General features: G+C 70.4%; 26 protein-coding genes and 1 riboswitch. Of the genes, 6 read left to right on the forward strand and 20 right to left on the reverse strand.

Annotation, left to right across the window (positions count from 1 at the left end):
• Nucleotides 1-87: 87 nt before the first annotated feature.
• From pepN to PC39_RS09265, 5 genes are all read right to left on the reverse strand, one after another.
• Nucleotides 88-2700, reverse strand: coding sequence for an aminopeptidase N (gene pepN / locus PC39_RS09245; RefSeq protein WP_353253099.1), 2613 nt, complete (start codon nucleotides 2698-2700; stop codon nucleotides 88-90).
• 144 nt (nucleotides 2701-2844) lie between these two features.
• The gene (locus PC39_RS09250; RefSeq protein WP_353253100.1) at nucleotides 2845-3960 is read right to left on the reverse strand and encodes a beta-ketoacyl-ACP synthase III; all 1116 of its coding nucleotides are present in this window, start codon (nucleotides 3958-3960) and stop codon (nucleotides 2845-2847) included.
• Between the two features lie 122 nt (nucleotides 3961-4082).
• Nucleotides 4083-5522 carry a S9 family peptidase gene (locus PC39_RS09255; protein ID WP_353253101.1) on the reverse strand — a complete coding sequence of 480 codons (1440 nt, stop codon included), beginning with the start codon at nucleotides 5520-5522 and terminating at the stop codon, nucleotides 4083-4085.
• 7 nt (nucleotides 5523-5529) lie between these two features.
• On the reverse strand, nucleotides 5530-5820 hold the full coding sequence (locus PC39_RS09260; RefSeq protein WP_353253102.1) for a hypothetical protein: 291 nt from the start codon (nucleotides 5818-5820) through the stop codon (nucleotides 5530-5532).
• Nucleotides 5817-6104: a hypothetical protein gene (locus PC39_RS09265; protein ID WP_353253103.1), complete on the reverse strand. Its 288-nt coding sequence runs from the start codon at nucleotides 6102-6104 to the stop codon at nucleotides 5817-5819. The genes PC39_RS09260 and PC39_RS09265 overlap by 4 nt, the downstream gene beginning before the upstream one ends.
• Before the next feature lie 75 nt (nucleotides 6105-6179).
• Here PC39_RS09265 and PC39_RS09270 point away from each other — a divergent pair, with 75 nt between their 5' ends.
• Nucleotides 6180-6686 (forward strand): YqiA/YcfP family alpha/beta fold hydrolase, encoded by a 507-nt coding sequence (locus tag PC39_RS09270; RefSeq protein WP_353253104.1) that lies wholly within the window; start codon nucleotides 6180-6182, stop codon nucleotides 6684-6686.
• A gap of 13 nt (nucleotides 6687-6699) precedes the next feature.
• Here PC39_RS09270 and PC39_RS09275 read toward each other — a convergent pair whose 3' ends face one another.
• The gene (locus PC39_RS09275; protein WP_353253105.1) at nucleotides 6700-7716 is read right to left on the reverse strand and encodes a quinone-dependent dihydroorotate dehydrogenase; all 1017 of its coding nucleotides are present in this window, start codon (nucleotides 7714-7716) and stop codon (nucleotides 6700-6702) included.
• Nucleotides 7717-7771: 55 nt separating this feature from the next.
• Here PC39_RS09275 and PC39_RS09280 point away from each other — a divergent pair, with 55 nt between their 5' ends.
• The 5 genes from PC39_RS09280 to PC39_RS09300 are packed head-to-tail and all read left to right on the forward strand — an operon-like array spanning nucleotide 7772 to nucleotide 10908.
• Complete coding sequence (locus PC39_RS09280) at nucleotides 7772-7966, forward strand: hypothetical protein (protein WP_353253106.1); 195 nt, start codon at nucleotides 7772-7774, stop codon at nucleotides 7964-7966.
• Nucleotides 7967-7984: 18 nt separating this feature from the next.
• Nucleotides 7985-8569 (forward strand): hypothetical protein, encoded by a 585-nt coding sequence (locus PC39_RS09285; protein WP_353253107.1) that lies wholly within the window; start codon nucleotides 7985-7987, stop codon nucleotides 8567-8569.
• 49 nt (nucleotides 8570-8618) lie between these two features.
• On the forward strand, nucleotides 8619-9632 hold the full coding sequence (gene dusA / locus PC39_RS09290) for a tRNA dihydrouridine(20/20a) synthase DusA (RefSeq protein WP_353253108.1): 1014 nt from the start codon (nucleotides 8619-8621) through the stop codon (nucleotides 9630-9632).
• Nucleotides 9632-10177 (forward strand): peptidylprolyl isomerase, encoded by a 546-nt coding sequence (locus PC39_RS09295; RefSeq protein WP_353253109.1) that lies wholly within the window; start codon nucleotides 9632-9634, stop codon nucleotides 10175-10177. The genes dusA and PC39_RS09295 overlap by 1 nt, the downstream gene beginning before the upstream one ends.
• Nucleotides 10174-10908, forward strand: coding sequence for a UDP-2,3-diacylglucosamine diphosphatase (locus tag PC39_RS09300; RefSeq protein WP_353253110.1), 735 nt, complete (start codon nucleotides 10174-10176; stop codon nucleotides 10906-10908). Before PC39_RS09295 ends, PC39_RS09300 begins: the two co-directional genes overlap by 4 nt.
• 20 nt (nucleotides 10909-10928) lie before the next feature.
• Here PC39_RS09300 and PC39_RS09305 read toward each other — a convergent pair whose 3' ends face one another.
• The 14 genes from PC39_RS09305 to leuD form a co-directional block, all read right to left on the reverse strand.
• Nucleotides 10929-12116: an O-succinylhomoserine sulfhydrylase gene (locus tag PC39_RS09305; RefSeq protein WP_353253111.1), complete on the reverse strand. Its 1188-nt coding sequence runs from the start codon at nucleotides 12114-12116 to the stop codon at nucleotides 10929-10931.
• Between the two features lie 172 nt (nucleotides 12117-12288).
• A riboswitch (SAM riboswitch) is annotated at nucleotides 12289-12365 on the reverse strand.
• A gap of 149 nt (nucleotides 12366-12514) precedes the next feature.
• Nucleotides 12515-14026 carry an amidophosphoribosyltransferase gene (purF, locus tag PC39_RS09310; protein ID WP_353253112.1) on the reverse strand — a complete coding sequence of 504 codons (1512 nt, stop codon included), beginning with the start codon at nucleotides 14024-14026 and terminating at the stop codon, nucleotides 12515-12517.
• 28 nt (nucleotides 14027-14054) lie between these two features.
• On the reverse strand, nucleotides 14055-14585 hold the full coding sequence (locus PC39_RS09315; RefSeq protein WP_353253113.1) for a CvpA family protein: 531 nt from the start codon (nucleotides 14583-14585) through the stop codon (nucleotides 14055-14057).
• Between the two features lie 61 nt (nucleotides 14586-14646).
• Nucleotides 14647-15285: an SPOR domain-containing protein gene (locus PC39_RS09320; RefSeq protein WP_353253114.1), complete on the reverse strand. Its 639-nt coding sequence runs from the start codon at nucleotides 15283-15285 to the stop codon at nucleotides 14647-14649.
• Nucleotides 15282-16538: a bifunctional tetrahydrofolate synthase/dihydrofolate synthase gene (folC, locus tag PC39_RS09325; protein ID WP_353253115.1), complete on the reverse strand. Its 1257-nt coding sequence runs from the start codon at nucleotides 16536-16538 to the stop codon at nucleotides 15282-15284. The genes PC39_RS09320 and folC overlap by 4 nt, the downstream gene beginning before the upstream one ends.
• Nucleotides 16535-17416: an acetyl-CoA carboxylase, carboxyltransferase subunit beta gene (gene accD, locus PC39_RS09330; RefSeq protein WP_353253116.1), complete on the reverse strand. Its 882-nt coding sequence runs from the start codon at nucleotides 17414-17416 to the stop codon at nucleotides 16535-16537. The genes folC and accD overlap by 4 nt, the downstream gene beginning before the upstream one ends.
• Entirely contained in the window at nucleotides 17413-18249 is an 837-nt protein-coding gene (gene trpA / locus PC39_RS09335; protein WP_353253117.1) for a tryptophan synthase subunit alpha, read from the reverse strand. Before trpA ends, accD begins: the two co-directional genes overlap by 4 nt.
• Nucleotides 18246-19475 (reverse strand): tryptophan synthase subunit beta, encoded by a 1230-nt coding sequence (gene trpB, locus PC39_RS09340; protein WP_353253118.1) that lies wholly within the window; start codon nucleotides 19473-19475, stop codon nucleotides 18246-18248. Before trpB ends, trpA begins: the two co-directional genes overlap by 4 nt.
• Entirely contained in the window at nucleotides 19465-20097 is a 633-nt protein-coding gene (locus tag PC39_RS09345) for a phosphoribosylanthranilate isomerase (protein ID WP_353253119.1), read from the reverse strand. Before PC39_RS09345 ends, trpB begins: the two co-directional genes overlap by 11 nt.
• A 6-nt stretch (nucleotides 20098-20103) precedes the next feature.
• Nucleotides 20104-20907, reverse strand: a complete 804-nt coding sequence (gene truA, locus PC39_RS09350; RefSeq protein ID WP_353253120.1) for a tRNA pseudouridine(38-40) synthase TruA — start codon at nucleotides 20905-20907, stop codon at nucleotides 20104-20106.
• A gap of 39 nt (nucleotides 20908-20946) precedes the next feature.
• The gene (locus PC39_RS09355) at nucleotides 20947-23928 is read right to left on the reverse strand and encodes a FimV/HubP family polar landmark protein (RefSeq protein WP_353253121.1); all 2982 of its coding nucleotides are present in this window, start codon (nucleotides 23926-23928) and stop codon (nucleotides 20947-20949) included.
• A 141-nt stretch (nucleotides 23929-24069) separates the two neighbouring features.
• On the reverse strand, nucleotides 24070-25095 hold the full coding sequence (locus tag PC39_RS09360; RefSeq protein WP_353253122.1) for an aspartate-semialdehyde dehydrogenase: 1026 nt from the start codon (nucleotides 25093-25095) through the stop codon (nucleotides 24070-24072).
• Nucleotides 25096-25154: 59 nt separating this feature from the next.
• On the reverse strand, nucleotides 25155-26231 hold the full coding sequence (gene leuB, locus PC39_RS09365; RefSeq protein WP_353253123.1) for a 3-isopropylmalate dehydrogenase: 1077 nt from the start codon (nucleotides 26229-26231) through the stop codon (nucleotides 25155-25157).
• Between the two features lie 96 nt (nucleotides 26232-26327).
• Nucleotides 26328-26972 carry a 3-isopropylmalate dehydratase small subunit gene (leuD, locus tag PC39_RS09370; RefSeq protein WP_353253124.1) on the reverse strand — a complete coding sequence of 215 codons (645 nt, stop codon included), beginning with the start codon at nucleotides 26970-26972 and terminating at the stop codon, nucleotides 26328-26330.
• Between the last annotated feature and the right edge of the window lie 7 nt (nucleotides 26973-26979).

Genomic DNA, 26979 nt, shown 5'->3' on the forward strand with positions numbered 1-26979 from the left:
AGCCAGGAAAGATTACAGCAACGTGACACCGGGTCGTATCACCCCCACGCAACCCATTGATCGCACTCCCTTTAGGATCGCGGCGACTCAAGACTCCAGCGCCCGCTCCACGATTTCGCGCAGATCGCTGGACGGGCCGGCCTGCGCCAACCGTTCGAGTTGCGAGCGCATGCTCTCGCCCTGCGGCGCCGCGTAACGCCGCCAGGGCGCGAGCTGGGTGGCCAGGCGCGCGGCGATCTGCGGGTTGATCTGGTCCAGCTCCAGGATCCGGTCCGCGAACAGGCGGTGACCACCGCCGTCCGCGGCATGGAACCCCGGCAGGTTCGCCCGCGCGAAGGCACCCAGGACAGCCCGCACCCGGTTGGGATTCGACAGATCGAAGCGCGGATGCGACAGCAACGCCTGGATCCGGTCCGCGGTTCCCGGCAGGCGGCAGCCGGCCTGCAGCGAGAACCACTTGTCCAGCACCAGCGGATCGTCGCGCCAGCGCGCCTCGAAATCGTCGTAGGCCTCGGCCCGCTCGGGGCCGTCGGCATCGCGCAGGGCGTTGAGGGCGGCCATGGTCGCGGTCATGTTGTCGGCCGCGCGGTAGTGCGCCAACGCCTCGGCGCGAGCCTCGGGCGTATCCAGGGCGGCACGGTAGTCCAGGGCGAGCGCCGCCAGCCGCCGGCGTGCCACGGCCGCCGGTTCGAAGCGGTAGGGGCCGCTGTCGGCGCAGGCCGCCAGCAGCTCGCCCCACTCCGCGTACAACGCCTCGCCGAGGCGCCGCCGCAGGGCGTCGCGGGCGGCCACGACGGCGGCGACGTCGATCGGCTCGAACAGCTCGGCGAGCTGGGCCTCGCCCGGCAGGGACAACATCTCGGCCAGCAGCGCCCGGTCCTCGGGCGGGTGCCGCAACAGGTCCCGCACGACCCCGATCAGGGCATCGTCCGCGGGCGACGGCTCGCGCCCCTCGCGCCGCGCCGCCATGTCCGCGCGCATGGCGTCCAGGAAAAGCCGCTGTGCCGCCTCCCAGCGCGCCACCGGATCGTCGTCGTGCGCCAGCAACGTCAGCAGCCGCTCGCGGCCGTCGTCGCAGTCCAGGCGAACCGGGGCCGAGAATCCCCGCAGGAGCGACGGCACCGGCGCGCGCTCTCGCCCCGGGAAGCGCCACGTCGCCTCGCTGTCGTGCAGTTCCAGCAGGCCGGCGTCCTCGATCGCGCCGGTCTCGGGGTCCACCAGCCCCAGGGCGACGGGCACGTGCAGCGGCGGCGCGCCCTCCGGCCCCGCCACGGAAGGCGGATGCTGGCGCAGGGTCAGGCGGTACTCGCCGGTATCGGCGTCCCACTGGTCCTCGGCGCTGATCCGCGGGGTGCCCGGCTGCTCGTACCAGCGCCGGAACTGGCCCAGATCGACGCCGGCGCTCTCCTCCAGCGCGACCACGAAATCCTCGATGGTCACGGCCCGGCCGTCGTGCTTGCGCAGGTAGTGGCGTACCGCCTCCACGAAGGCATCGCGGCCGAGGATGCGCGCCATCATGCGGATGATCTCGGCGCCCTTCTCGTAGATGGTGATGGTGTAGAAGTTGTTCATCTCCACGTACGACTCGGGCCGCACGGGATGGGCGTTGGGCCCCGCGTCCTCCGGGAACTGGATCTCGCGCAGCAGCCGTACCTGCTCGATCCGGGTCACGCCGGGCGAGCCGTGGTCGGCCGCGAACTGCTGCTCGCGGAACACCGTCAGGCTCTCCTTGAGCGAGAGCTGGAACCAGTCGCGGCAGGTGACGCGGTTGCCAGTGTAGTTGTGGAAGTATTCGTGCGCCACCACGTCGCGGACGGTGGCGAAGTCGCGGTCGGTGGCGGTCTCGGGCGTGGCGAGGATGCAGGCCGTGTTGAAGATGTTCAGGCCCTTGTTCTCCATCGCACCCATGTTGAAGCTGCCGACGGCGACGATCATGTAGACGTCGAGGTCGTACTCCAGGCCGTAGACCCGCTCGTCCCAGGCCATGGCCTGCTTGAGCGACGCCAGGGCGTGACCACAGCGGTCCTCGTTGCCGTGCTCGGTATAGAGTTGCAGGGCCACGTCGCGGCCGGAGGCGGTACGGAACGTATCGGTCACGCAGGCGAGGTCCCCGGCCACCGCCGCGAACAGGTAGCAGGGTTTGGCGAACGGGTCCTCGTACACGGCGTAATGCCGCCCCGCCCCGGCCTCGCCCGCCTCGACGCGATTGCCGTTGGCGAGCAGCACGGGATAACGATCGGCATCGGCCTCCAGGCGCACGCGGTAGCGCGCCATCACGTCCGGCCGGTCCGGGAAATAGGTGATCCGGGAAAAGCCGTTGGCCTCGCACTGGGTGCACAGGATCTCGCCCGAGCGGTACAGCCCCTCCAGGGCGGTGTTCGCCTCCGGCTCGATGCGGTTGCCCACGGTCAATTCGAAGGCCGCGGCCGGCGGCGCGCCGATCGTCAGCGAGCGGCCGTCGAGGCGGTAGTCGCCCTCCCCCAGCGCGCGTCCGTCCACGGCCAGGGAGGTCAGGGTCATCTCGCGCCCGTCCAGCACCAGCGGGCCGCCGTCGCCGTCGGGGTTGGGCCGCACCGACAGGCGCGACGATACATCCGTGTGGCCGTCACGGATGTCGATGTCGAGCTCGACCTCGTCGATCAGATAGGCCGGCGGCCGGTAATCCTTGCGGTATTTGCGCTGCGGCGCGTCGCCGGTCATATAAGCGGCTCTCGATCCGATGTCGTGAATATATCCAAAAAAACAACCACAGAGACACAGAGAACACAGAGCGGAAGATATTCTTGTTATTACTTTTCTGTGTAGTTCTCTGTGTGCTCTGTGTCTCTGTGGTTCATGGCTTTATCAATTCCGGCGCAGGACCACGCTGCCGGCCGAATAGCCGGCGCCGAAGCCGCAGAGCACGGCGACGTCGCCGGATGCGAGGTCGTCGTGGTACTTGTGGAACACGATCACCGGCGAGGCCGAGCTGGTATTGGCGTACTCGTCCAGCACCGAGGGCATCTCGCCGGTTTCCGGGTCCCGTCCGAGCACGCGCCGGGCGATCAGGGAATTCATGTTGATGTTGGCCTGGTGCAGCCAGAGGCGCTTGATGTCGCCGGCGGCCAGGCCGAGGTCGTTGACGTGGCCGGTGATCAGCTCGGCCACCATCGGCCCCACGTCCTTGAACACCCGCCGGCCGTTCTGCACGAAGCGCCGGTCGGCGTTGCTGCGCTGCGGCTCCTCGGACGGGTTCAGGAAACCGAAATTGTTGCGGATGTTGTTCGAGAACTTGGTCTTGAGCCGGGTGCCCAGGATCTCGAAGCCGCCGTCCGCGACGTCTTCCGCCTCGACCAGCGCGGCCGTGCAGACGTCGCCGAAGATGAAGTGGCTGTCGCGGTCGCGGAAGTTGAGATGCGCGCTGCAGATCTCGGGATTCACCATGAGCACGCGGCGGGCGCTGCCGCCGGCGATCATGTTGGCCGCGGTCTGGAGGCCGAAGGCGGCCGAGGCGCAGGCCACGTTCATGTCGAAGCCGAAGACGCCGCCGCCCAGGTACTCCTGGATTTCCACCGCCAGCGCCGGGTAGGGACGCGGCAGGTTGGAGCAGGCGGTGATCACGGCGTCCACGTCGCCCGGCTCGCGGCCGGCGTTCGCCAGGCATTCGTCGATCGCGGCCAGGGACATCTCGCACATCAACGACGGCTCGTCGTTGCCGCGGGTACGGAAACGCGGACGCATGCGCTCGGGATCGAGGATGCCGCCCTTCTCCATCACGTAGCGGCTGCGGATGCCGGACGCCTTGTAGATGAAGTCGCTGTCCGAGGGCTGCAGCGGCTCCAGCTCGCCCGCGGCGATGGCGTCGGCGTTCTCGGCGTTGTAATGCTCGACGTACTGGTTGAAGGCGGCCACCAGCTCGTCGTTCGAGATGGCTTCGGGCGGGGTGTAGAGCCCCGTGCCGGTGATCACGGCGTTTTTCAATGCTCTCTCCAGGCTTCGATCGCGGTGCGGACGACGCGGACTGTCATAATAGTGGGTTCATGCGGATGTCATTCTCGCGCCTGCGCCCGCGCGCGACAACCGTTCGTGGAGGCGCGGCGGCCTCAGGCGCGGTCCGCGACGGCTTCCGCAACGGACCCCGTGCCGAGAACGGCCAGGCGATCGCTCACGAAGCGCGCCGTCGACGCCTCGCGGCGCACGCTCATGTGCGAGCCCTGGTACCAGTGGCAATCCGGCTCGCCCCAGTGCCGCCACAGGGACAGCGGCTGCGCGGGCGGCACGATCTGGTCCCCGGCGGCGGCGAACAGGCCCAGGCGTTCCCGCGGCACCCGCGGCGCCAAGGCCAGCGGCGAGACCGGCGACAGCAGGCGGCCGAGACGCTCCCGCGTGATCCCGCGCGACTCGATGAAATGCAGGTGCACCGGCGGCATGTGGTGCCAGAGCGCACCGGGGATATCCGCGAGCGGGATGCCGGCGATCACCGTCGCCAGATCCGGCTCCATCGCCGCCAGCAGGGCGGCGTTGTAACCGCCCAGGCTATAGCCCAGTACCCCCACCGCGGGCGCGCGCTCGGACTCGCGCAACCAGCCCAGGACCCGCCGCAGGTCCCAGAGAGCCTGGGCCTCGGCGTGCAGGAGGTCGGCCATGGGCCCGTCCAGGAAATCGCTGCCGCTCAGGCGGTGATGGCACCGGGGACCGTGCAGGGGCAGCACCGGCAGGACGACGTTGAAGCCCAGGCGGTGGTGCAGGACATCGATGTCGAACAGGCTGAAATCCAGCCAGGGCATGCCCATGCGGTAGCCGTGGATGCCCAGTACCCAGGGCCGCGGCGCACCCTCGTACCGGAATACCCACGCATGCGCGCGGCGATTGGCGGCATGACCGAGCCAGCGCTGCGCGCCCGGCAAGCCGGGATGCGGACGATAGCCGCTGTCGAACCGCAGGTGCAGGAAATCCCGGCGCGCCGCGCGGCGCGCGCGGATCTCCGGCTCGGCCGGCGGCGGCGATGCGTGGAACGAGGCCGGCTCGGCGAGCCAGCCCTCGCGCTCCGCCAACCGCTCGAGTTGCTCCAGTTCGTCCAGATCGCGTTCGACCTGGCTGCCGCCGGGGATGCGCGCGGCACTCAGGAAATACGCCAGCACCGCCTCGTCGAGGGCCGCCTTGCGGGCCATGCGTGCGTTCCGCTCCGGTGCCGGCGCGCCCGACGGCACCGGCTGCAGGAGCAGCGCCGCGCGACCGGCGGCGGCGAAGCTCAGCACGCCAAGGGCCAGGAACAGGAGACCGGCCGACACTCCCGCCCAGGGCAACGCCAGCAGGCCCAGGGGCAGGCTGAGACCGGCGCCCAGGGCCATGTAATGGGTGATCTGGCGGTCGCCGGGCCAGAGGAACAGGGCCACGCCGGCCCCCAACATCAGACCGCCGGGCACGCTCGCGAGCACGCCGAAGGCCAGGTCCGTGCGCCAGCCGATGGCCAGCCAGGCCAGACCCGCGGCGACGGGTATCAGCGCCCCCGGAAACCAGCGCGGCGGCAGCCGTTCGGTCACGGCGCCCTCATGCCAGGTTGCGCAGATAGGTCACGAGAAGCGCGATCACCGCGAACAAGACGCCCTGCGCGATCCAGCGCCATGCGGCGCCGCGCCGCATGCCCCAGACGGCGGCCGCCGCGGCCAGCCCGAACAGCGCGAACACCACGGTCGCGGCCGCCACGCCGGCGAAGCTGCCGCCCACCTGGGCCGCCTCCTCCTGGTACAGGGCCATGATCAGGGTGACCACGCTGAGCACCAGGGTCATCGAGGCCCCGGCGATCAGGCAGGCGATATTCAGTATCTGGAGATATCTCACGTTGTCCGGTCGCGGCGCTTGTCCCGCATCGTCGCGAGACCGGGCGCGATCTCGCGGTAGACCTTGGGGCTCGCCAGCGCGACGCGCCAGAGCGCGCCGACGAAATAGCGCATGATCCTGTCCCGGTAGAAGAACACATTGCGCGCCAGGCGCAACTCGCGATCCCGCATCAGTTCATGACGGTCCGCCGGTTCGGGGCCGGTGCGGACGGTCACGCTGAGGGTGATCGAAAGCGGCTCGCGCTCCCGCCCGCGGCGCCGGTCGGTTGGCGCCTTCCGGGTCATGGGCGTAGTCTCGCGGAGCCGTTCATGTCCCCCTATATTTAACACCGCCGCAACCGGAGGTCGAACGTCAGCGCCATGAGCGATACCGACAAGCTCGTCTGCTTCCTGCACGGCAAGGAAAGCGGTCCCTGGGGCACCAAGATCCGTCATCTCGCCGACATCGCCGCCGGACGCGGCTGGCGGGCGGTCTCGCCCGATTTCCAGCATACCCACGATCCCCACCGCCGGTTGGAGGAGTTGCTGGCGGACCCGCCCGCGGCCGACCGCCTGGTCCTGTGCGGCTCCAGCCTCGGCGGCTATGTCGCCGCCCGCGCCTGCGAACGCCTGCGCCCGCAGGGCCTACTGCTGCTCGCGCCCGCCCTGTATTTCCCCGGTTTCGACGAGGAGCCGGCGGATTGCCCGTCCCTCACGGTGGTGGCGCACGGCTGGCGCGACGACATCGTGCCGCCGGAGCGCGCCCTGCGCTTCGCCGAGCCGCGGTGCGCCGAGCTGCATCTCTACGACGACGGCCACCGGCTGGTCGACAGCATCGACGCCATCGGCCGGTTGTTCGGCGATCTGCTGGATCGCGCCGCGGGCTGAATACCGCCCGCGATCACGCGGTCGGCGCCAGCGCCGCCGCGCACTCGCGAACAAATCCCGGTCCGCGGTAGATCAGCCCCGTATACACCTGGACCAAGCTGGCGCCCGCGTCGATCTTGGCGCGGGCATCGTCGCCCGTCATGATGCCGCCGACCCCGATGACGGGCGCCGCGCCGTCCAGGCGCCGGACCAGTCCGGCCAGGGTCGCATCCGCCAGCGGCCGCAGCGGCGCGCCGCTGAGCCCGCCCTGCTCCGCCGCCAGCGGGTCGTCCTCCAGGCCGGGGCGGGCGATGGTGGTGTTGGTGGCGATGACCGCGTCGACACCGTGGTCGACCACCGCCCCCGCGATCGCGTCCATGCCCGCCTCGTCCAGGTCCGGCGCCACCTTCACCGCCAGGGGGACGTAACGGCCGTGGCGATCGGCCAGCGCCGACTGCTCGCCCTTGAGGGCGGCCAGCAGCCCGCCCAGGGCCTCGCCGCCCTGGAGGTCCCGCAGCCCGGCGGTGTTCGGCGAGGAGATGTTGATGGTCACGTAGGACGCGTGCGCGTAGACCTTGCGCAGGCAGAACAGGTAATCGTCCACCGCCCGCTCGATCGGCGTGTCGAAGTTCTTGCCGATGTTGATCCCCAGGATGCCGCGGTAGCGACTGGCCGCGATGCGCTCCAGGAGGTAATCGACGCCGCGGTTGTTGAAACCCATGCGGTTGATGATGGCGCGCCGGTCCGGCAGCCGGAACAGCCGCGGGCGGGGATTGCCCGGCTGTGCACGCGGCGTCACCGTCCCCACCTCCAGGAAGCCGAAACCCAGGGCGGCGAGGCCGTCGATGCAGCGGCCGTCCTTGTCCAGGCCGGCGGCCAGCCCCACGGGGTTCGGGAACCGCAATCCCATGACGGTGACGGGCGCGGCCGGTACCCGGGCGCCGTAGCCGGCGCGGGCGACGGGCGCGGCGCGGGCGAGGGACGCCAGCGTGAGGTCGTGGGCGCGCTCGGCGTCGAGCGCGAACAGGGCGGATCGGACTAGACGATACATGGACTGCTGGTTAAGCTGCCGACGGACGACTGACAGACCAGCCGAAAGGACCGATATGCGCAAGGATACCATCCTGGTGGTGCTCGCCGTGGCCGCCGTCGCCGCCGGCACCTACTTCATTCTCGAGACCACCGTGCCGCAGTCCGAGCCGCAACTGGCCTCCGTGGTCCCGGACAAGCCGCCGGTGGTCGAGGAGCAGAAGGCGAAGCAGGCGCCGGAAGACCAGCGGGTCGACCCGACCGCGCCGTAGCCCCCGCCGCGCGGCCCCATGCGATGCCGGAAGGCGCCGCATCATCGGGAACGCGAGCCCATCCCCGACCGGGGCGCCGGCCTGACCCGCGTCCTGTTGATCGCCCTGTCGCTGCTGCTCCCGCCCGTTTTCGCCGCCGACACCGGCTTCTCCGGCGGGATCACGCTGGAGCCCGACGAGGAAGAAGACAACGCGGCGCCCTCGCAACCGTCCGACGCAGCCGCGCCGTCGACCGCTGACGGCACCGACGACGCCAAGGCCGGCTCATCGGGTATAGCCTGGTGGCGGAACCAGCCCACCGGTGCCGCGCTGCGCCTGAACCATGCCGGCGCCTTCAACAACGCCCCGGGCGGCGGTCCCGCGATCGCCCTGCTCTTCACCGGGCGCTTCGACAAGGACGGCCGATTCAACGAATACCTGAGCGTTTACCGGCCCGGCGGCCGCCGCGTCGAGGGTCGCTGGCGGGTCGCCGCCAGCGACCACGTGCTGTATTTCCCGCTCCCCGCGTCCGGCGAGTACCTGGTCCGTCTGCGCGCCGGCCTGCCCGACGCCGAGGGAAACCGCCTGCCGCGATCGCTTTCGGGTCCGGTGACGATCCCCTGAAGGGCCTCACCGATTCGGCCCGCGCGGGCCGATTTGCGATAATGCGCGCATGATCGCCGCCACCGACAACACGAGCCGCCACCACATCAGCGTGGCCCCGATGATGAACTGGACCGACCGGCACGACCGGTATTTCCTGCGCCTGATCACGCGCCGCGCCCTGCTCTACACCGAGATGGTCACTACCGGCGCGCTGCTGCACGGCGACGCCGACGCGCACCTGCGCTTCCATCCCGACGAGCATCCCGTGGCCCTGCAACTCGGCGGCTGCGAGCCGTCGGCCATGGCCGAATGCGCCCGCATGGCGGAGGACGCCGGCTACGACGAGGTCAACATCAACGTCGGCTGTCCCTCGGACCGGGTTCAGAACGGCCGCTTCGGCGCCTGCCTGATGCGCGAGCCGATGCGCGTCGCCGACTGCGTGGCGGCGATGCGGGCGCGGGTGGCGATCCCGGTGACGGTCAAGACCCGGATCGGCGTCGACCGCGACGACAGCTACGACTTCCTCGCCGCCTTCGCCGAGGCGGTGGCATCGGCCGGTTGCCCGACACTGATCGTGCATGCCCGCAAGGCCTGGCTACAGGGGCTCAGCCCCAAGGCCAACCGCGAGGTGCCGCCCCTGGATTACGCCCGCGTGCACCGCCTCAAGCGGGATTTCCCGGACCTGCGCGTGGAACTCAACGGCGGTATCGAGGACCTCGACACCGCCGAGGCCCAGCTCGCCCACGTCGACGGCGTGATGCTGGGACGGGCGGCCTACCAGCGGCCGTACCTGCTGGCGGACGTGGACCGCCGTTTCCACGGCGACGACGCACCGCCGCGCAGCCGCGAAGACGTGGTCGCGGCCCTGCTGCCCTACCTGGAACGCGAATACGCCGCCGGCACCCCCGTGCAGCGGATCACGCGCCACGTCCTGGGGCTGTTCCACGGCCGGCCCGGCGGCCGCCGCTGGCGGCGCTACCTGAGCGAGAACGCCCACCGCCACGACGCCGGTCCCGAGGTGCTCACGGACGCCCTCGCCGCCAGCCGGCCGCCGGCGGCAACCGAACGCGCGGTCGCCTGATGACAGCCTTGAAGAACCTTTTCCGGCAGCAACCGCCGGCCGCGCCCCGCGTGACCCTGGCGACCGACCACGGCGACATCGTCCTGGCACTGGACGGCGAAGCCGCGCCGCGCACGGTCGCCAACTTCCTCGCGTACGCAGGCGACGGTTTCTACGACGGCACCGTGTTCCACCGCGTGATCGCGGGCTTCATGATCCAGGGCGGCGGCCACGACACCGGCCTGGCCCAGCGCCGCCCCGGCCGCGCCCCGGTACGCAACGAATCCGACAACGGCCTGCGCAACCGGCGCGGCACCGTCGCCATGGCGCGCACGCCCGATCCGCATTCGGCCACCTCGCAATTCTTCATCAACCTGGCCGACAACACCGCCCTGGACGCCGCCGAGGGCCAGTACGGCTACACGGTGTTCGGGCGTGTCGTCGAGGGCATGGACACGGTCGACGCCATCGCCGCCCTGCCCACCGGTCCGGCAGGACCGCTGCGCAGCGACGTGCCGCGGCCGCTGCCCACCATCGAGACGGTCCGGGTCGAGGCGGACGCGTGAGCGTCCACTTCATCGCCGACCTGCATCTCCAGCGCGAGCGGCCCGGTATCGCCGCCATCCTGCACCGCTACCTCGCCGGCCCCGCGCGCGAGGCCGACGCCCTGTACATCCTGGGGGACCTGTTCGAAGTCTGGGTCGGGGACGACGGCGGCCTCGCCGAGTTCGCGGACACGATCGACGCCATCGCCGCGCTGGCCGAACACGGCACCGCCGTCTATTTCATGCGCGGCAACCGCGACTTCGCGGTGGGCCCGGATTTCGCCGCCGCCTGCCGTCTGACCATTCTCGACGACCCCGCCGTGGTCGAACTGCCGACCGCAACCGGCACGCGGCGGGCGCTGGTCTCGCACGGCGATCTGCTCTGCACCGACGACCACGCCCACCAACGCTTCCGCTCGCGCTACAACGACCCCCGCTGGCGCGCCCGCATGCTGCGCCTGCCGCTGTGGCTGCGCCGCCTGATCGCGCGCTACGCCCGCGCCCGCAGCCGCGCCGGCAACCGCCGCAAGGCCGCCGGCATCATGGACGTCAACGACGAAGCCGTGCGCCTGCTGATGCACCGCTATGACGTGCCATTGCTGATCCACGGCCACACCCACCGCCCCGCCGACCACGAGATCGAGGTCGACGGCGCCCCGGCCCACCGCCTGGTGCTGGCGGACTGGCACGAGGACCGCGGCGAGGTACTGATCCTGGATGACAGCGGCTTTCGGCGCGAGACTCTGACCTGACAGGGGATTCGCTCCAGTTTTCAGGCTGCCAGTCCCGGTTCCAGATCGGCAATGATGTCCTCGACGTTTTCCAGCCCCGCGGAGATGCGCACCAGGCCGTCGCCGATGCCGGCGCGGGCGCGTTCCTCGGCGGAGATGCGCGAGTGCGTCGTCGTTGCCGGGTGGACGATGGTGGTGCGGGTGTCGCCCAGGTTGGCGGTGATCGAGAGCATGCGGGTGCTGTCGATCAGACGCCAGGCCGCGTCGCGGCCGCCGCGGACATCGAACGACAGCAGGCCGCCGAAGCCGTCCTGCTGGCGCGCCGCGAGCTCGTGCTGGGGATGCGATGCCAGGCCGGGATAATAGACCCGTTCGACCGCCGGCTGGGCCTCCAGCCATTCGGCCAGGGTCTGGGCGGCGGCGGTGTGGGCGCGCATGCGCACTTCCAGGGTCTCCAGCGCCTTCAGGAACACCCAGGCGTTGAACGGGCTCATGCTGGCGCCGCCGCTGCGCAGGATACCGAAGACCTTTTCGCCCACGGTCTCGGCGTCGCCGATCACGGCCCCACCCAGGCAACGGCCCTGGCCGTCGATGAACTTGGTGGCCGAATGCACCACGATATCGGCGCCGAACTCGATCGGGCGCTGTAGCGCCGGGGTGCAGAAGCAGTTGTCCACCACCAGCAGGCAGCCGTTGTCGCGGGCGATTTCGGCCAGCGCCGCGAGGTCGACGATCTCGGTGAGGGGATTGGAGGGCGTTTCCACGAACAGCATCCGGGTCGCCGGCGTGATCGCCTCGCGCCAGGCGTCGAGATCGGTGGGCGAGACATAGCTCGTGGTCACGCCGAAGCGCGCCAGGTGATTGTTGAACAAACCGATGGTGGAACCGAACAGGGTGTGCGCGGCCACGATGTGCTCGCCCTGGTTGAGCAGCGCCAGGCAGGTGGACAGGATCGCGGACATGCCGGAGGCGGTAGCCACGCAGGTCTCGCCCCCCTCCATCGCCGCCAGGCGCTCGCCGAAGGCACGCACGGTGGGATTGGTGAAGCGCGAGTAGATGTTCCCCGGCTCGTCACCGCCGAAGCGGGCGGCGGCCTGCGCCGCCGACTCGAACACGAAACTGGACGTGGCGTAGATGGGGAAGCTGTGCTCGCCCTCGGGCGTGCGTTCGGCGCCTACCCGCACACCTCGCGTGGCGGTGCCCCAGTGGTTCTGGTCGTTGTTCGACATGTTCTCGAAAACCTGTCGCAAGTGGTTCGTTTTTTGGGTTTTTTTATGGCGCCTCCCCTCACCCTAACCCTCTCCCCGACGGGGAGAGGGAACAACCTGCGCTCTCTCGCAGGAGAGGGAACGGCGGTTGCACGTTTCGGCGCAGGTGAAGCCAGACACAAAAAAACCCGCGTGCGAAGCGGGCCTTCCCCTTTTAGCGGCATTTCTTACGCGCCCGCAAGCTGGTCACAAATCGGCGCACTTCGCAGGGAGTAAGTTAGACCCTATTGGGGGCCCGGTCAAGATCGGGGCTTTGCACCAGTCCCTGTAGGCCGTGGTTTTAGGGTGATTCGTGATTGGTGATTTGTGATTCGCGGCGGGTCTTTAATCCTTCCTGCCAATCACCAATCACGCGTATCTCATCGGGCGTTGTGCAGCTCCAGGCCCGCCGCCTCGGTGTCGCGGCGACGCTCCTTGGCGGCGTCGGAGCGGAACAGTTCGAGCTGCTGAAGATAGTCCTCGCTGATGTCGGCCGTGACGTACTCGCCGGTGAAGACCGAATCCTCGAAGCGCTCGATATGGGGATTGCCCTTGCTCACGGCCCGGCGCAGGTCGTCCAGGCCCTGATAGATCAGGCGGTCGGCGCCGATGATGTCGCAGACCTCGTCGTCGTCGCGGCCGTGGGCGATCAGTTCGCTGCCGGCGGGCATGTCGATGCCGTAGACGTTGGGATAGCGTACCGGCGGCGCGGCGGAGGCGAAGTAGACCTTGCGGGCGCCGGCCTCGCGGGCCATCTGGATGATCTGCTGCGAGGTGGTGCCGCGGACGATGGAGTCGTCCACCAGCAGCACGTTCTTGCCGGCGAATTCCAGGTCGATCGGATTGAGCTTCTGGCGCACCGACTTCTTGCGCTGTTCCTGGCCCGGCATGATGAAGGTGCGGCCGATATAGCGGTTCTTGATGAAGCCCTCGCGGTATTTCACGTCGAGCTGCGAGGCCAGCTCCACGGCCGCCGTGCGCGAGGTCGAGGGGATGGGGATGACCACGTCGATGTCGTGGTCGGGCCACTCCCGCCGGATCTTGTCGGCCAGGTAGGTGCCCATGCGCAGGCGGGCCTTGTAGACGTAGACGTCGTCGATCACCGAATCCGGGCGGGCCAGGTAGACCCACTCGAACAGGCACGGCGAGTAGACCGGATGCTCGGCGCACTGGCGCACGTGGATCTGACCGTCCAGGGTGATCACCACGGCCTCGCCGGGACCGATTTCGGCGATGCGCTCGAAGCCCAGCGCGTCCAGGGCCACGCTTTCGGAGGCGATCATGTAGTCGGTGCCCGCCGGAGTCTCGCGCTTGCCGTAGACGACCGGGCGGATGGCGTGGGGATCGCGGAAGCCGACCAGCCCGTAGCCGGTGATCATCGCCACCGCCGCGTAGGCGCCCCGGCAGCGTCGATGCAGGCCGGCCACGGCCTCGAACACGTCGTCCTCGGTCAGGCGCAGGCGGCCGCGCTGCATCAGTTCGTGGGCGAAGACGTTGAGCAGGATCTCGGAGTCGGAATCGGTGTTCAGGTGCCGGCGGTCGGCCATGAACAACTCTTCCTTGAGCTGGCCGGCGTTTGTGAGGTTGCCGTTGTGGGACAGGCAGATGCCGTAGGGCGTATTGACGTAGAACGGCTGTGCCTCGGCACAGGATTCCGCGCCCGCCGTCGGGTAGCGCACGTGCCCCACCCCGGCGTTGCCCTGCAGACGCAGCATGTGATCGGTGCGGAAGACGTCGCGCACCAGGCCGTTGTCCTTGCGCAGGAACAGCCGTCCGTGGTCGGTGGTGATGATGCCGGCGGCGTCCTGTCCGCGGTGCTGCAGCACGGTCAGGGCGTCATAGAGCTCCTGATTGACCGGGCCGTTGGATACGATGCCGACGATACCGCACATGATGTCTGCCCACGTTGTGAATGAGGCGCTAGCCGGCCGGTGGCGCGTCCTGCGCGCCGTCGCCGGCCTCCCGGAAATCGATCGCGGCGGCGAGATCGGCCGGCAGCCGGTCCCGCACCCAGACGGCGCCCGCCTGGAGGTGCCCGACGAACACCGATTGGTGCCACCAGGCATCCCGCGGCACCGGCGTCAGGCCCGCCAGCAGCACCAGCAGGACCAGCACGGCGATACCGCGCAGAACCCCGAAGACGCCGCCGAGGGCGCGGTCCGTGCCCGTGAAACCGGTCTCCGAGACGAGTTTACCGATCAGGTGATTGATGATCGCGCCCAGCACCAGGACCGAGATGAACACGATGCCGAACGCCGCGCCGAGCCGCACCGATTGCACGGAAATCCAGGCCTCCAGCAGGCCGGCGCCGAATCCCGCCAGGCGATAGGCCAGCCAGAAGGCGAGAATCCAGGTCGCCAGTCCCACCGCCTCGCGGAAGAAGCCGCGGAACAGTCCGATGATCGCGGACAAGGCGACGACGGCGAGGATCGCGTAATCGATCCAGATCATGCCCCGGCCCGGGGATGGCTCATGGTCATATTTTAGCAAACTACGCCTGGTCGGCGCGCGTTCAGGGCGATTCCCGCCGGACCTGGGCGCTGCGGCCGCGCGCCTTGAGCGCCTCGGCGGCGCTCTCGGCCTCGGCCTCGCTCGGATAGGGGCCGACCCGCACGCGGTAGTAGGTGGTGCCGTCCACCTCGCCCTCGGCGTAGAACGCCGGAAAATCCGCCGCCAGGGTCTGCATCAGGCCGCGGGCGTTGTCCTCCGAGCGGAAGCTGCCGACCTGCACGGACCAAGCGGGACCGGCCGGTTCGTCCTCGGCGGGCGGCGCGGGGCCGGTCGGTACGTTGACGGGCTCGGGCTCGGGCTCGGGGGCGGGGGCGGGCTCGGCGTCCGCGGTCGTTTCCCGGTCATCGACGGTCGGGCCGGGCTCGGCTTCGGACTCGGGTTCAGACGGAACCGCCGATGCCGGCTCGCCCCGGTCCGCGGTATCCGCGGCGTTGCCGCCGCCCGTGGCCGCGCCCGGATCGGACGCGGTCTCCGAGATCGGCCGCGCCCCGCCGTCCGGGGTGATCTCGTAGACGCGCACGTCCTCGCCGCCACCGGTGTCGGTGCCGTCCAGCCACTGCACCAGCCCGAACGGTACCAGCACGCCCAGGACCACCAGGACCGCGGCTCCCGTCAGCCGCCGCTTCATCACCTCGTTCACAATGCCATCGCCTCCATCGCCGCCCCGACCGTGTAGAACGAGCCGCAAACCAGGATACGGTCGCCGGCGGCCGCCCGCGCCCGGGCGGCCGCCAGTGCCCGCGCCACATCCTCGTGCACCGCGGCCGGATTCGGCAAGCGCGCCGCCAGCTCGGCCCCGGACAGGCCGCGGTCCACGCCGGGCAGTCCGGCCGCGAGAATCCCGTCCACGTGCGGCGCGAGCGCCGCGGCGACGGCCGCCACCGGCTTGTTGCGTAGCATGCCCAGCACCAGGTGGGTGCGCCCGGCGACCGGGCGCCGCGCCAGCCATGCCGCCAGCACGGCGGCAGCCTCGGCGTTGTGGGCCACGTCCAGCACCACGGGCACCTCGCCCGGCACCGTCTGCCGGCGTCCGGGCACGGCGTAGCCGCGCAGTGCCGACGACAGGACATCCGGCGCCGGCATCGCTTCCGCGGCGGTCAGCACCGCCAGGGCCGTCGCCAGGTTGTCCGGCAGCAGCTCGTCCGCCGGCGGCAGGGTCGCCGTCGCGCCCCGCCAGTCCCGCCAGTGCCAGCCGTCGTCGCCGACGTCCAGGGCGAAGTCGCGGCCGACGAGATGGAGCTCGGCGCCGATCTCACGGGCCGCGGCGAGCACGCTCGCGGGCGGGTCCGGGTCGCCGCAGACCGCCGGCCGGCCGCCGCGCAGCACGCCGGCCTTCTCGCGGCCCACGGCCTCGCGCGTGTCACCCAGCCAGTCGGCATGGTCGAGGCCGATGCTGGTGATGGCGGCGACGTCCGCGTCGAGGATATTGACGGCGTCCAGGCGGCCGCCCATGCCCACCTCCAGCACGGCGGTGTCCACCCCGGCGGCACGGAAGACCAGCAGTGCCGCGAGGGTGCCGTATTCGAAATAGGTCAACGGAATGTCGCCGCGCGCGGCCTCCACCGCCTCGAAGGCCTCGCACAGGGCGTCGTCGTCGGCTTCCGTGCCGGCCACCCGGACGCGCTCGTTGTAGCGCACCAGGTGCGGCGAGGTGTAGGTGCCCACGCGCCGGCCGGCCGCGGACAGCAGCCGTTCCAGGATCATGGCGCAACTGCCCTTGCCGTTGGTGCCGGCGACGGTAAGGACGGTGGCGGGGAACGGTCTCAGTTCGAGCCGGTCGGCGACCGCGCCGACACGGTCCAGGCCCATGTCGATGCTGCGCGGATGCGCGGACTCGATCCGCGCCATCCACGCCCGGAGACGCCGGCCGGCGTCATCCGCGGGCACGCTCACTGCGCGGCCGGCTCCGCCTCGACCTGGCGGTGCGTGAACATCGCCAGCAGGCCGTACACCTTGTCGCGCATGTCGCGGCGATCGACGATCATGTCGATGGCGCCGTGCTCCAGCAGGAACTCGCTGCTCTGGAAACCTTCGGGCAGCTTCTGCTGCACGGTCTGCTCGATCACCCGCGGTCCGGCGAAGCCGATGCGCGCGCCCGGCTCGGCGATGATCACGTCGCCGAGCATGGCGAAGCTGGCGGCGACGCCGCCCATGGTCGGATGGGTGAGCACCGAGACATAGGGGATGCCGCGCTCGGACAGCCGCGTCAGGGCGGCGCTGGTCTTGGCCATCTGCAGCAGCGAGAACAGGCCCTCTTGCATGCGCGCCCCGCCGCTGGCGGCGAAACACACGAACGGCAGACCCTTGCCCAGGCTGACGTTGGCGGCACGGGCGAAGCTCTCCCCCACCACGCTGCCCATGGACCCGCCCATGAAGCGGAAATCCAGCGCGCAGGCGACCAGCGGCAGGCCGTTGAGCTCACCCTGCATGGCGACCAGGGCCTCGCGCTCGCCGGTGTCGCGCTGCGCCTGGCTCAGGCGGTCGCGGTACTTGCGGCTGTCGCGGAACTTGAGCGGGTCCTTGGGCTCCAGACCGCCGGACACCTCGGTGCGCGGCGATTCGTCCAGGAACCAGGCCAGCCGCTCGCGCGCGGACAGGCGCTGATGGGCATTGCACTTGGGGCAGACCTGCATGGCCCGCTCCAGCTCCGCGCGGTAGAGCACCGCGCCGCAGGCGCCGCACTTGGTCCAGAGGCCCTCGGGAACATTCTTCTTGCTCGCCGCGCTGTCGCTGCGCATCTGCGAGGGCATCAGCTTTTCCAGCCAGCTCATTCGGAAGCCTCCGATACCGCTGTCGCGTCCATCGCCCGCCGCATGTCGGCGAGCAGCGACGAAACCTCGTCCTCGATCCGCTCGCGGGCCGCATCCTGCCCGGCGAGCTCGGCGATCCGCGCCACCAGGGCGCTGCCGACCACCACCGCGTCCGCGACCCGGGCGACGGCCGCCGCGATCTCCGGCGTGCGCACGCCGAAGCCGACGGCCACCGGCAGCGTCGTGTGCCGGCGCACGGCCTCCAGGCGCGCGTCCAGGGCGCCCACGTCCAGGCTGGCGGCACCGGTCACGCCCTTGAGCGAGACATAGTAGAGAAACCCGGCGGCCTGGTCGCAGATGGTGGCCAGACGCGCCTCGGAGGTGGTCGGCGCGATCAGGCGTACCGCGTCCAGGCCCGCCTCCGCCAGCACCGGCGTGACCTCGGGCGCCTCCTCGGCGGTCAGGTCGACCACCAGTACGCCGTCCACACCGGCCTCGGCGGCGGCCGCGGCGAAGCGCGCCAGGCCCATCGCCTCCACCGGATTGAGATAGCCCATGAGTACCACCGGGGTCTCGGCGTCGCGCTCGCGGAACTCGGCGACCATGGCGAGCACGTCGCGCAGGCTGGTGCCGTGCGCCAGGGCCCGCTCGCAGGCGCCCTGGATCACGGGACCGTCGGCCATGGGATCGGAGAACGGCACCCCGACCTCCAGCACGTCGGCGCCGGCCGCCACCAGGGCGTGCAGCAGGCCGACGGTGGCGCCGGGCTCGGGATCGCCCGCGGTAATGTAGGGGATCAGTGCCTTGCGGCCGTCGGCCCGCAGGGCCTCGAAGCGTTGCGCCAGCAGGCTCACAGTTCGATACCCTCGGCCTCGGCCACGGTCGCCACGTCCTTGTCGCCGCGCCCGGACAGGTTCACCAGGATGGTCTGCTCGGGCGACATCTCCGCCGCCAGCTTCATCGCGTAGGCGACCGCGTGGGCGCTTTCCAGCGCCGGCATGATGCCCTCGATGCGGGTCAGGTCGTGGAAGGCGGCCAGGGCCTCGCTGTCGGTGACGCTCACGTAGCGCGCGCGGCCGATGTCCTTGAGCCAGGCATGCTCGGGGCCGACGCCCGGATAATCCAGGCCGGCCGAGACCGAATGGGTGGCGCTGATCTGGCCGTTCTCGTCCTGCATGACGTAGGTGCGGTTGCCGTGCAGCACCCCGGAGCGGCCGCCGGACAGCGGCGCCGCGTGGCGACCGCTGGCGATGCCGTCACCGCCGGCCTCGACGCCGTAAATGGCGACGTCCTCGTCGTCCAGGAACGGGTGGAACAGGCCGATGGCGTTGGAGCCGCCGCCGACGCAGGCCACCAGCGCGTCCGGCAGCCGGCCGCGGCGCTCCTGCATCTGGGCCCTCGATTCGCGGCCGATCACGGCCTGGAAGTCGCGGACCATCACCGGGTACGGATGCGGACCGGCGACCGTGCCGATGATGTAGAAGGTGTCGTCCACGTTCGCGACCCAGTCGCGCAGGGCCTCGTTGAGGGCGTCCTTGAGGGTGCGGGAGCCGGCGTCGACCGGCACCACCTCGGCCCCCAGCAGCCGCATGCGGAAGACGTTGGGCGACTGCCGGCGCATGTCCTCGCTGCCCATGTAGACCACGCACTTGAGCCCCAGGCGCGCGGCCACGGTGGCGCTGGCCACCCCGTGCTGGCCCGCGCCGGTCTCGGCGATCACGCGGGTCTTGCCCATGCGCGCGGCGAGCAGGCCCTGGCCCACGGTGTTGTTGATCTTGTGCGCGCCGGTGTGGTTCAGGTCCTCGCGCTTGAGCCAGATCTGCGCGCCGCCGGCCTTGCGGGTGAGCCGCTCGGCGTAATACAGCGGCGTCGGCCGGCCCACGTAGTCGCGCAGGTCGGATTCCAGCTCGGCCATGAACTCGGGGTCTTGCCGGGCGTCGTCATAGGCCCGGGCGAGTTCGTCCAGCGGCGCCATCAGGGTCTCGGCCACGAAGCGGCCGCCGTACGGGCCGAAATGGCCGCGCACGTCGGGCAACCCGCGCCAGGCGTGGTCGTTCTTGGGAAGGGTCTCAGCGCTCACGATCGCTCCTGTTCACGGCTTCGGCGAAGGCACGCATCCGGTCCGCGTCCTTGACGCCCGGGGCCGATTCCACCCCGCTGCTGACATCCACCGCGTACGGTCGGGTGCGGCGGATGGCGTCGGCGACGTTGTCCGGCACCAGGCCGCCCGCCAGCACCACCGGCTTGGCCTGCCCGCCACCGCGGGCCCAGTCGAAACCCTCGCCGCGGCCGCCGGCCTCGCCGACACGGTGGCTGTCCAGCAGCAGCGCGTGGGCGTCGGCGAAACGCTCGGCGTAGGCCGCCGGATCGGTGTCCGGATCGCCCATGGGCACGGCCTTCATGTAGGGCACGCCGAAGCAGCCGCAGAACTCCGGCGATTCCTCGCCGTGGAACTGCAGCAGGTCCGGCCGCAGGGTATCGACCACCGCCTGCACGTCGGCCGCCGCCGGGTTCAGGAACAACGCCACCCGGCTGACGAACGGCGGCACCGCGGCCACCACCTCGCGCGCCGCCGGCAGGTCCAGGACCCGCGGGCTATGGGCGTAGAAGACCAGGCCGACGGCATCCGCGCCGGCTTCGGCCGCCGCCCGGGCGTCCTCGGGGCGGGTGATGCCGCAGATTTTGATACGGGTACGCAGCACAGACCGTCATTCTATCACCGCGGGGGCGCCCGCGGGCGGGGCCGTGTCCTCGGGCAGGTCGTATGCCGGCGGATACTCGATGTGCCGGAAATACAGCCCGTGGGCCGGCGCCGTGGCGCCGCCCAGGCGCCGGTCGCGCGAGGCCTGGAGTTCCGCGATCCAGGCCGACGGCTGCAGACCCCGACCGACCACCATGAGGCTGCCGGCGATGTTGCGCACCATGTGATGAACGAAGGCGTTGGCCCGGATATCCATGATCACGAGATCGCCCGAGCGGCGGACACGCACCCGCTCCACCCGGCGCATGGGCGTGTTCGACTGGCAGCCGGCGGCACGGAAGGCGCTGAAATCGCGCTCGCCCAGCAGGGCCTGGGCGGCCTCGTGCATGGCCGCCGCGTCCAGCCGATGGCGCGAGTGCGCCGCGCGTCGCCCCAGCAACGCGGAGCGCGCCGGATGATCGAGGATCAGATAGCGGTACTCGCGCGCCACCGCCGTGTAGCGGGCGTGGAAATCCGGCGGCACGGGCCGTGCCCAGCGCAGGCTGATATCGGACGGCAGGTTGCTGTTGGCGCCGAAGACCCAGGCATGGTCGGGGCGGCGGGCCTGGCTGTCGAAGTGGACCACCTGACCCAGGGCGTGCACCCCGGCGTCGGTGCGCCCGCCGCAGACCACGGCGACCGGGTGGTCGGCGACCCGGGACAGGGCCGACTCGACGCGGGCCTGCACGCTGGGGGCGTGCGGCTGCCGCTGCCAGCCGTTGTAGGCGGTGCCGTCGTACTCGACGCAGGCCGCGATGCGCTCAGTCGGCATCCGTCGCGATGATCGTCCTGCCGCTGGTCGAAGCCGGGGCTAGCCCGCCCTGCCCAGCAGTTCCTCGGCCTCGCGCCGCTGCTCGGCATTGCCCTTGGACTTGACCTCGTCCAGCAGGCTGCGCGCCATGTCGGGCTCGCCCATGTCCAGATAGGCCCGGGCGAGATCGAGCTGGGTGGCGACCTCGTCGTCGTCCGCGTCCGAGGACGCCCCCGCCGGCTCGCCGGTCTCGTCGTCCGCGATGCCGGCGTCGCCTTCCTCCGGCTCGGTCCCGGGCGACAGCATCTCGTCGCCGGCGGTCCCGGTTTCCTCCGGCGTATCGCCGGACGCCGGCGCTTCGCGTCCGAGGTCCGCATCGTCCAGGTCGAAACCCTCGCCGAGCTCGAGATCGTCCCCGCCGCTCTCGTCGGGTCCGACCGGTTCCTCCAACTCTCCGAAGGTGTCCGACCCGACCGCCTCCTTGTCGGCGGTCCGTGTCTCGTCCCCGCCCTCGTCCGAGTCCAGGGTCAGCTCGTCCAGGTCGAAGTCCGCGAACTCGTCGTCATCGCCGGCGGTCTCGTCCTTGTCCGCGCCGGTCTGTTCCTCGTCGCCGGCGGCGCTGCCGGTTTCCTCGTCGCCGAGATCGAAATCGGACAGGTCGATGTCCAGGCTCGGCGGCGTACTCGCGGTATCGCGGTCGCCGGCGTCGTCCCCCGGCCCGCCGTCGGCCGTTTCGTCGTCATCGGCGGACGCGGCCGGTGCCGTCCCGGCATCATCCTCCCGGGACTCGCCGGTATCCGGCTCCGGCAGGTCGTCGCGGGACCGCTCGTCCCCGCCTCCGGCGGCCGGCGCGTCGTCCGTGCCAAAATCGAAGTCGAGGTCGAACTCGCCCTCGTCGGCCTGACGGAAAGCGTCATCATCGCGATCGGATTCGCCGGGCTCGTCGACCGTGGAGACCGCCGGGGTCTCCGGCTGCCAGTCTTCGTCCGGCCGCGAGTCCGGCGACGGCTCCGAGGCATAGTCGGCATCGTCCTCGAACAGCGGCGTATCCGCATCCGGCCCCGGCGCACCGGGACCGTGCACGGGACTCGCCTCGGCCGGCACGCCGGCGAAGCGCGGCTCGTCGGGGGCGATCTCGCGCCCCATCGCGGCCACCGTCCGCCAATCCGGATCGTCCTCGTCGGGCGTGGGGAAATGCCGCTCCGCGGCCTCCACGAACGCATCGCGCGCGCCGGCGTAGTACTGCACCTCCAGGATCTTTCGGCGCAGGGCCGGCTCGCCCGGATGCTCCTCGAGCCCCACCTCGAGGGCGGCCAGCGCCTCGTCGTAGAGTTCGTGCTCGATGTAGCTGTCGGCATCGGCCAACAACTCCGGCACCGAGCTGTGCTCGCTCGCCGTCTGCGCCTCGTCGGCCCGGTCCGCGGCATCGAAGGCCGGCGCGGTCGCGCCGGCCTGACCGATCGTCTCCGCCTGGAAATCGGCGGGCACCGGCTTGTATTGGCGGCGGCGCAGCCAGACCGCGAGCAGACCGGCGAGAACAAGCACCCCCAGCGCCAGCAGCAGGTTGCGCGGCGTCAGCAATCCGGCCGTGCCCTCCGGGATGACCGATTCGGCGCCCACCGGCGCGGTCTCCGCCGCGGCCTCCGACGATGCCGTTTCGCCGGCGCCCGCGGCCGGCTCTCCGGCGGCGGCCCCGGTCTCGCTCGTACCTTCGGCCTCGTCCCGGTCGCTGGCGACCTCCGCAGCCGGCGCGGCAGTCTCGGGCTCGCCCGTCTCCGGGACAGTCTCCGCGCCCTCGGCATCGGGCGTCTTGCTCTCGCCTCCGGCGGGGGCATCATCCGTCTCCGCCGCCGCATCGATGTCGGCGGTTTCCCCGGCCGGGGTCTGCCCGTCCGCGGCGCCGCCGTCCGTCGCGGCCGCATCGGCCAACGCCCGGGCGGTGGCCGCGGCGTTCTCCGCGATGCGCTCGCCCGCATCGGCGGTTTCGTCCGCGGTGGCGGGCTCACCCTCGTCCGTGGCGGTCGCGGTGGCGGTTTCCGGCTCGGGCTCGGCGGCCTCGTCGCTCGGCGGCTCCAGACGAAGTTCACCACCGCCGGGCGGCGCCTCGCCGGTGGGTTGCGGCCGGCTGGCGTCGTCCGCCTCGGCGCGCGCCGAGGCCGCGGTGCCGGGCCCCGAGCGTGCGTATTCGCGTTTCTGGTCGGCGATCTCCTGGCGGGCCACCGTCCGGTCGATCTGCCGTATTTCTTCCGCGTCCGGGATGATCAGCATGGTCCCGGCGCGCATGCGGTTGATGTTGCCCTCGAAGGCCTGCGGATTGGACTGATAGATGGCCAGCAGCATCTGGTCCATGGAGATCGCCGGATCCGGCCGCAGCTCGTAGGCGATGCTCCAGAGGGTCTCGTCCGGCGCCACCGGGCCGTAGCGGCGATAGGACGGTTCTTCCGCGCCCACCCGTTCGGCCGGCGCGGCGGGCGGGCTCGGTGCCCGTTGCGGCGTCGGTTCGGGTTCGGCATTCGCCGTTGTCCGCGGCGCCGGGGCCGGCTCGGGGGAGGCGGCGGGCCGGGCACCCTGTCCGCTCTCGGCGCCACCACCCGTCGCCGCCGTGTCCCGCGCGGGGGCCGGCTCGGGCTTGCTCTCGGCGCGCGTGGCCGGCGCCTCCACCGGCGGATCGAGCAGCACCGTGTACTCGCGCAGGGCGCGACCGCCGTCCCAGTCGGCGACCAGGAGGAGCGTGACGAAGGGCTCGCGCACCGGCCGTCGAGAGCGCAGCTCGACACGCATGCGGTCGCCGCCGGCCGGCCGCACGCCGACCTCGATGTCGTCGAGCGCGGCGCTGCGCGCCACCCCGAAGCGCTCGAAGGTCTCGGGCTCGGCGATGCGGACCTCGACCGAATCGCGCTCCGACGGCTTAACGGCCAGCAGCGTCACGCTGGCGTCGAACGGCTGGTTGAGGGCCGACTGCAACGTCAATTCGCCGAAGCCGAGCGCGTGGCTGGCGCCGGCGGCAAGAAGTGCGACAACGGCCGGGATGAGCTTGCGCATGCTGATCCTATTCTCCCCTCGAACGGCCTTTATAACCCACGCGGGGCACCCCATCAATGGATGGAGACGCGCAGGAACTTGATTTATCGCGGAAAAGCGGGGCTTCCCTGCCCCCGGCGGATGCGCAGGACCCGGAACGGATCAGAGGTGGTCCCGGATCAGGATTTCGGCGATCTGCACGCTGTTCAGCGCCGCACCCTTGCGCACGTTGTCGGACACCACCCAAAGGTCCAACCCGTTGGGATGGGAGATGTCCTCGCGGATACGGCTGACGTAGACGGCGTCGGTATCGGCGGCCTCGGTGACCGCGGTCGCGTACCCGCCCGGCTCGCGCGTATCCAGCACCGTGACGCCGGGGAAGCTCGACAACAGCTCGGTCGCCCGGGCGGCCGTCAGCTTCTCGCGGGTCTCGATGTGCACCGCCTCGGAATGGCCGTAGAACACCGGCACGCGCGCCGCGGTCGGATTCACCTGGATGCTGTCGTCCTCCAGGATGCGCCGCGTTTCCCACACCATCTTCATCTCTTCCTTGGTGTAACCGTTGTCCAGGAAGACATCGATGTGCGGCAGCACGTTGAACGCGATCTGCTTGGGATAGCTTTCCGGCGGCTGGATCTCCTTGCCGTTGAGCAGCCGCGCGGTCTGGTCGGCCAGCTCGCGGATCGCCGAGGCGCCCGAGCCGGAGACCGCCTGGTAGGTCGCGACGTTGATGCGCTCGATGTGGGCGGCGTCGTGCAGCGGCTTGAGCGCCACCAGCATCTGGATGGTGGAGCAGTTGGGATTGGCGATGATACCGCGCTGGGTATAGCCGCCTATGGCGTGCGCGTTGACCTCGGGCACGATCAGGGGCACGTCCGGCTCGCGCCGGAAGTGGGAGGTGTTGTCCACCACCACGCAACCCGCTTCGGCGGCCTTGGGCGCGAATTCCGCGGAGATCGAGCCGCCCGCGGAGAACAGACCGATCTGGGCCTTGGCGAAGTCGAACTCGGCCAGGTCCTCGATGCGGTACTTGCGACCCTTGAACAAAACTTCCTTGCCGGCCGAGCGCGCGCTGGCCAGGGGGTAGAGATTGCGCACGGGGAAATCCCGCTGCTCCAGGATCCGGAGCATGGTCTCGCCGACCGCGCCGGTGGCGCCGACGACGGCGACATCGAATACCTTGGTCATATGAGGTCCAGGGTTAGAATTTGTTTACAAGATTCTGAAAAATATGCCGTTATGCGATATCATTGCAGCATGTCGACGACCGCGCCGCCGATTTCGCCGGTGCCGGCGACCTGCTTTTCGTCGTCCATGATATCGCGGGTGCGCAGGCCGCGGTCCAGCACGTGCCCCACCGCGTGCTCCACCTTTTCCGCGAGATCGCCCCGGCCGAGGGTATAACGCAGCATCATGGCCACGGAGAGGACGGTCGCCAGGGGATTGACGATGCCCTGCCCCGCGATGTCCGGGGCCGAGCCGTGCACCGGCTCGTACAGACCCTTGCCGGCCTCGTCCAGCGACGCCGACGGCAGCATACCGATGGAGCCGGTGAGCATGGCGGCGATATCCGACAGGATGTCGCCGAACAGGTTGCCGGTGACCAGGGTGTCGAACTGCTTGGGCGCCCGCACGAGCTGCATGGCGGCGTTGTCCACGTACATGTGGGAGAGCTCGACGTCCGGATAGTCCTTGCCGACCTCGTTGACCACGTCCCGCCAGAGCTGGGAGACCTCCAGCACGTTGGCCTTGTCCACCGAGCACAGGCGGCCGTTGCGCTGGCGCGCGATATCGAAGGCCACCCGGGCGATGCGCTCGATCTCCTCGTCGGTGTAGAGCATGGTGTTGACCGCCTGGCGGCGGCCGCCGACGTCGGTGCGGGTGGCCCGCGGCTGGCCGAAATAGATGCCGCCGGTGAGCTCGCGCACGATCATGATATCCAGTCCGGAGACCACGTCCTCGCGCAGGGTCGAGGCGTGGGCGAGCTGGGGATACAGCATCGCCGGCCGCAGGTTGGCGAACAGGCCGAGCTCCGAGCGCAGGCTGAGCAGACCGCTCTCGGGACGCTGCTCGCGCGGGAGCTTGTCCCACTTGGCGCCGCCCACGGCGCCGAACAGGATGGCGTCCGCCTCCCTCGCCTTCGCCAGCGTGTCGGCCGGCAGCGGATCGCCCACGGCGTCCACCGCCGCGCCGCCGACGACGGCCTCGTCCAGCGTCACGTCCAGATCGTGGTCGTGGTTCAGGGCTTCCAGTACCCGAACCGCCTCGCGGCAGATCTCCGGGCCGACGCCGTCGCCCGGTAGCACGAGAACCTTCGCGGTCATTCTGTCTCCTTCGTCACGTGATTGGTGATTCGTGATCGGTGATTCGCGATCGGCAAGGGCGAATCACCAGTCACGAATCACGAATCACGGTATTAATTACAATTCGCGGAACAGCCAGGGCTTGGCCTCGCGGCGGCGGGCCTCGTAGTCCCGGATCGCGTCGGCATACTGCAGGGTGATGCCGATATCGTCCAGTCCCTGAACCAGGTTGTTCTTGCGGTAGGCGTCGATGTCGAAAGCGAACTCGCGGCCGTCCTCCAGGCGTACCGTCTGCGCCGGCAGGTCGATCTCGGCGCGCGCCGGCTCGTCGCCGGAGGCGGCCCGGAACAGTGTCTCGACCTCGTCGGCGGGCAACGCGATCGGCAGCAGGCCGTTCTTGAAGCTGTTGCCGTAGAAGATGTCGGCGAAGCTGGGGGCGATCACGGCCCGGAAGCCGAAGTCCACCAGCGCCCAGACGGCGTGCTCGCGCGAGGAGCCGCAGCCGAAGTTCTCGCGCGCCAACAGGATGCTGGCATCGCGGTAGCGCGGGTCGTTGAGCACGAAGTCCGGGTTCTCCTGGCGGGACGCCGGGTCCACGTCCAGGCCGCCGGCGTCCAGGTAACGCCATTCGTCGAACGCGAACGAGCCGAAGCCCGTGCGGCGGATCGACTTCAGGAACTGCTTGGGGATGATGGCGTCGGTGTCCACGTTGGCGCGGTCCAGCGGCGCCATGATCCCGGTATGCGTGGTGAACGGTTGCATGATTCTG

The organism is Salinisphaera sp. PC39 (genome assembly GCF_040361335.1).
Classification (GTDB): domain Bacteria; phylum Pseudomonadota; class Gammaproteobacteria; order Nevskiales; family Salinisphaeraceae; genus APNM01.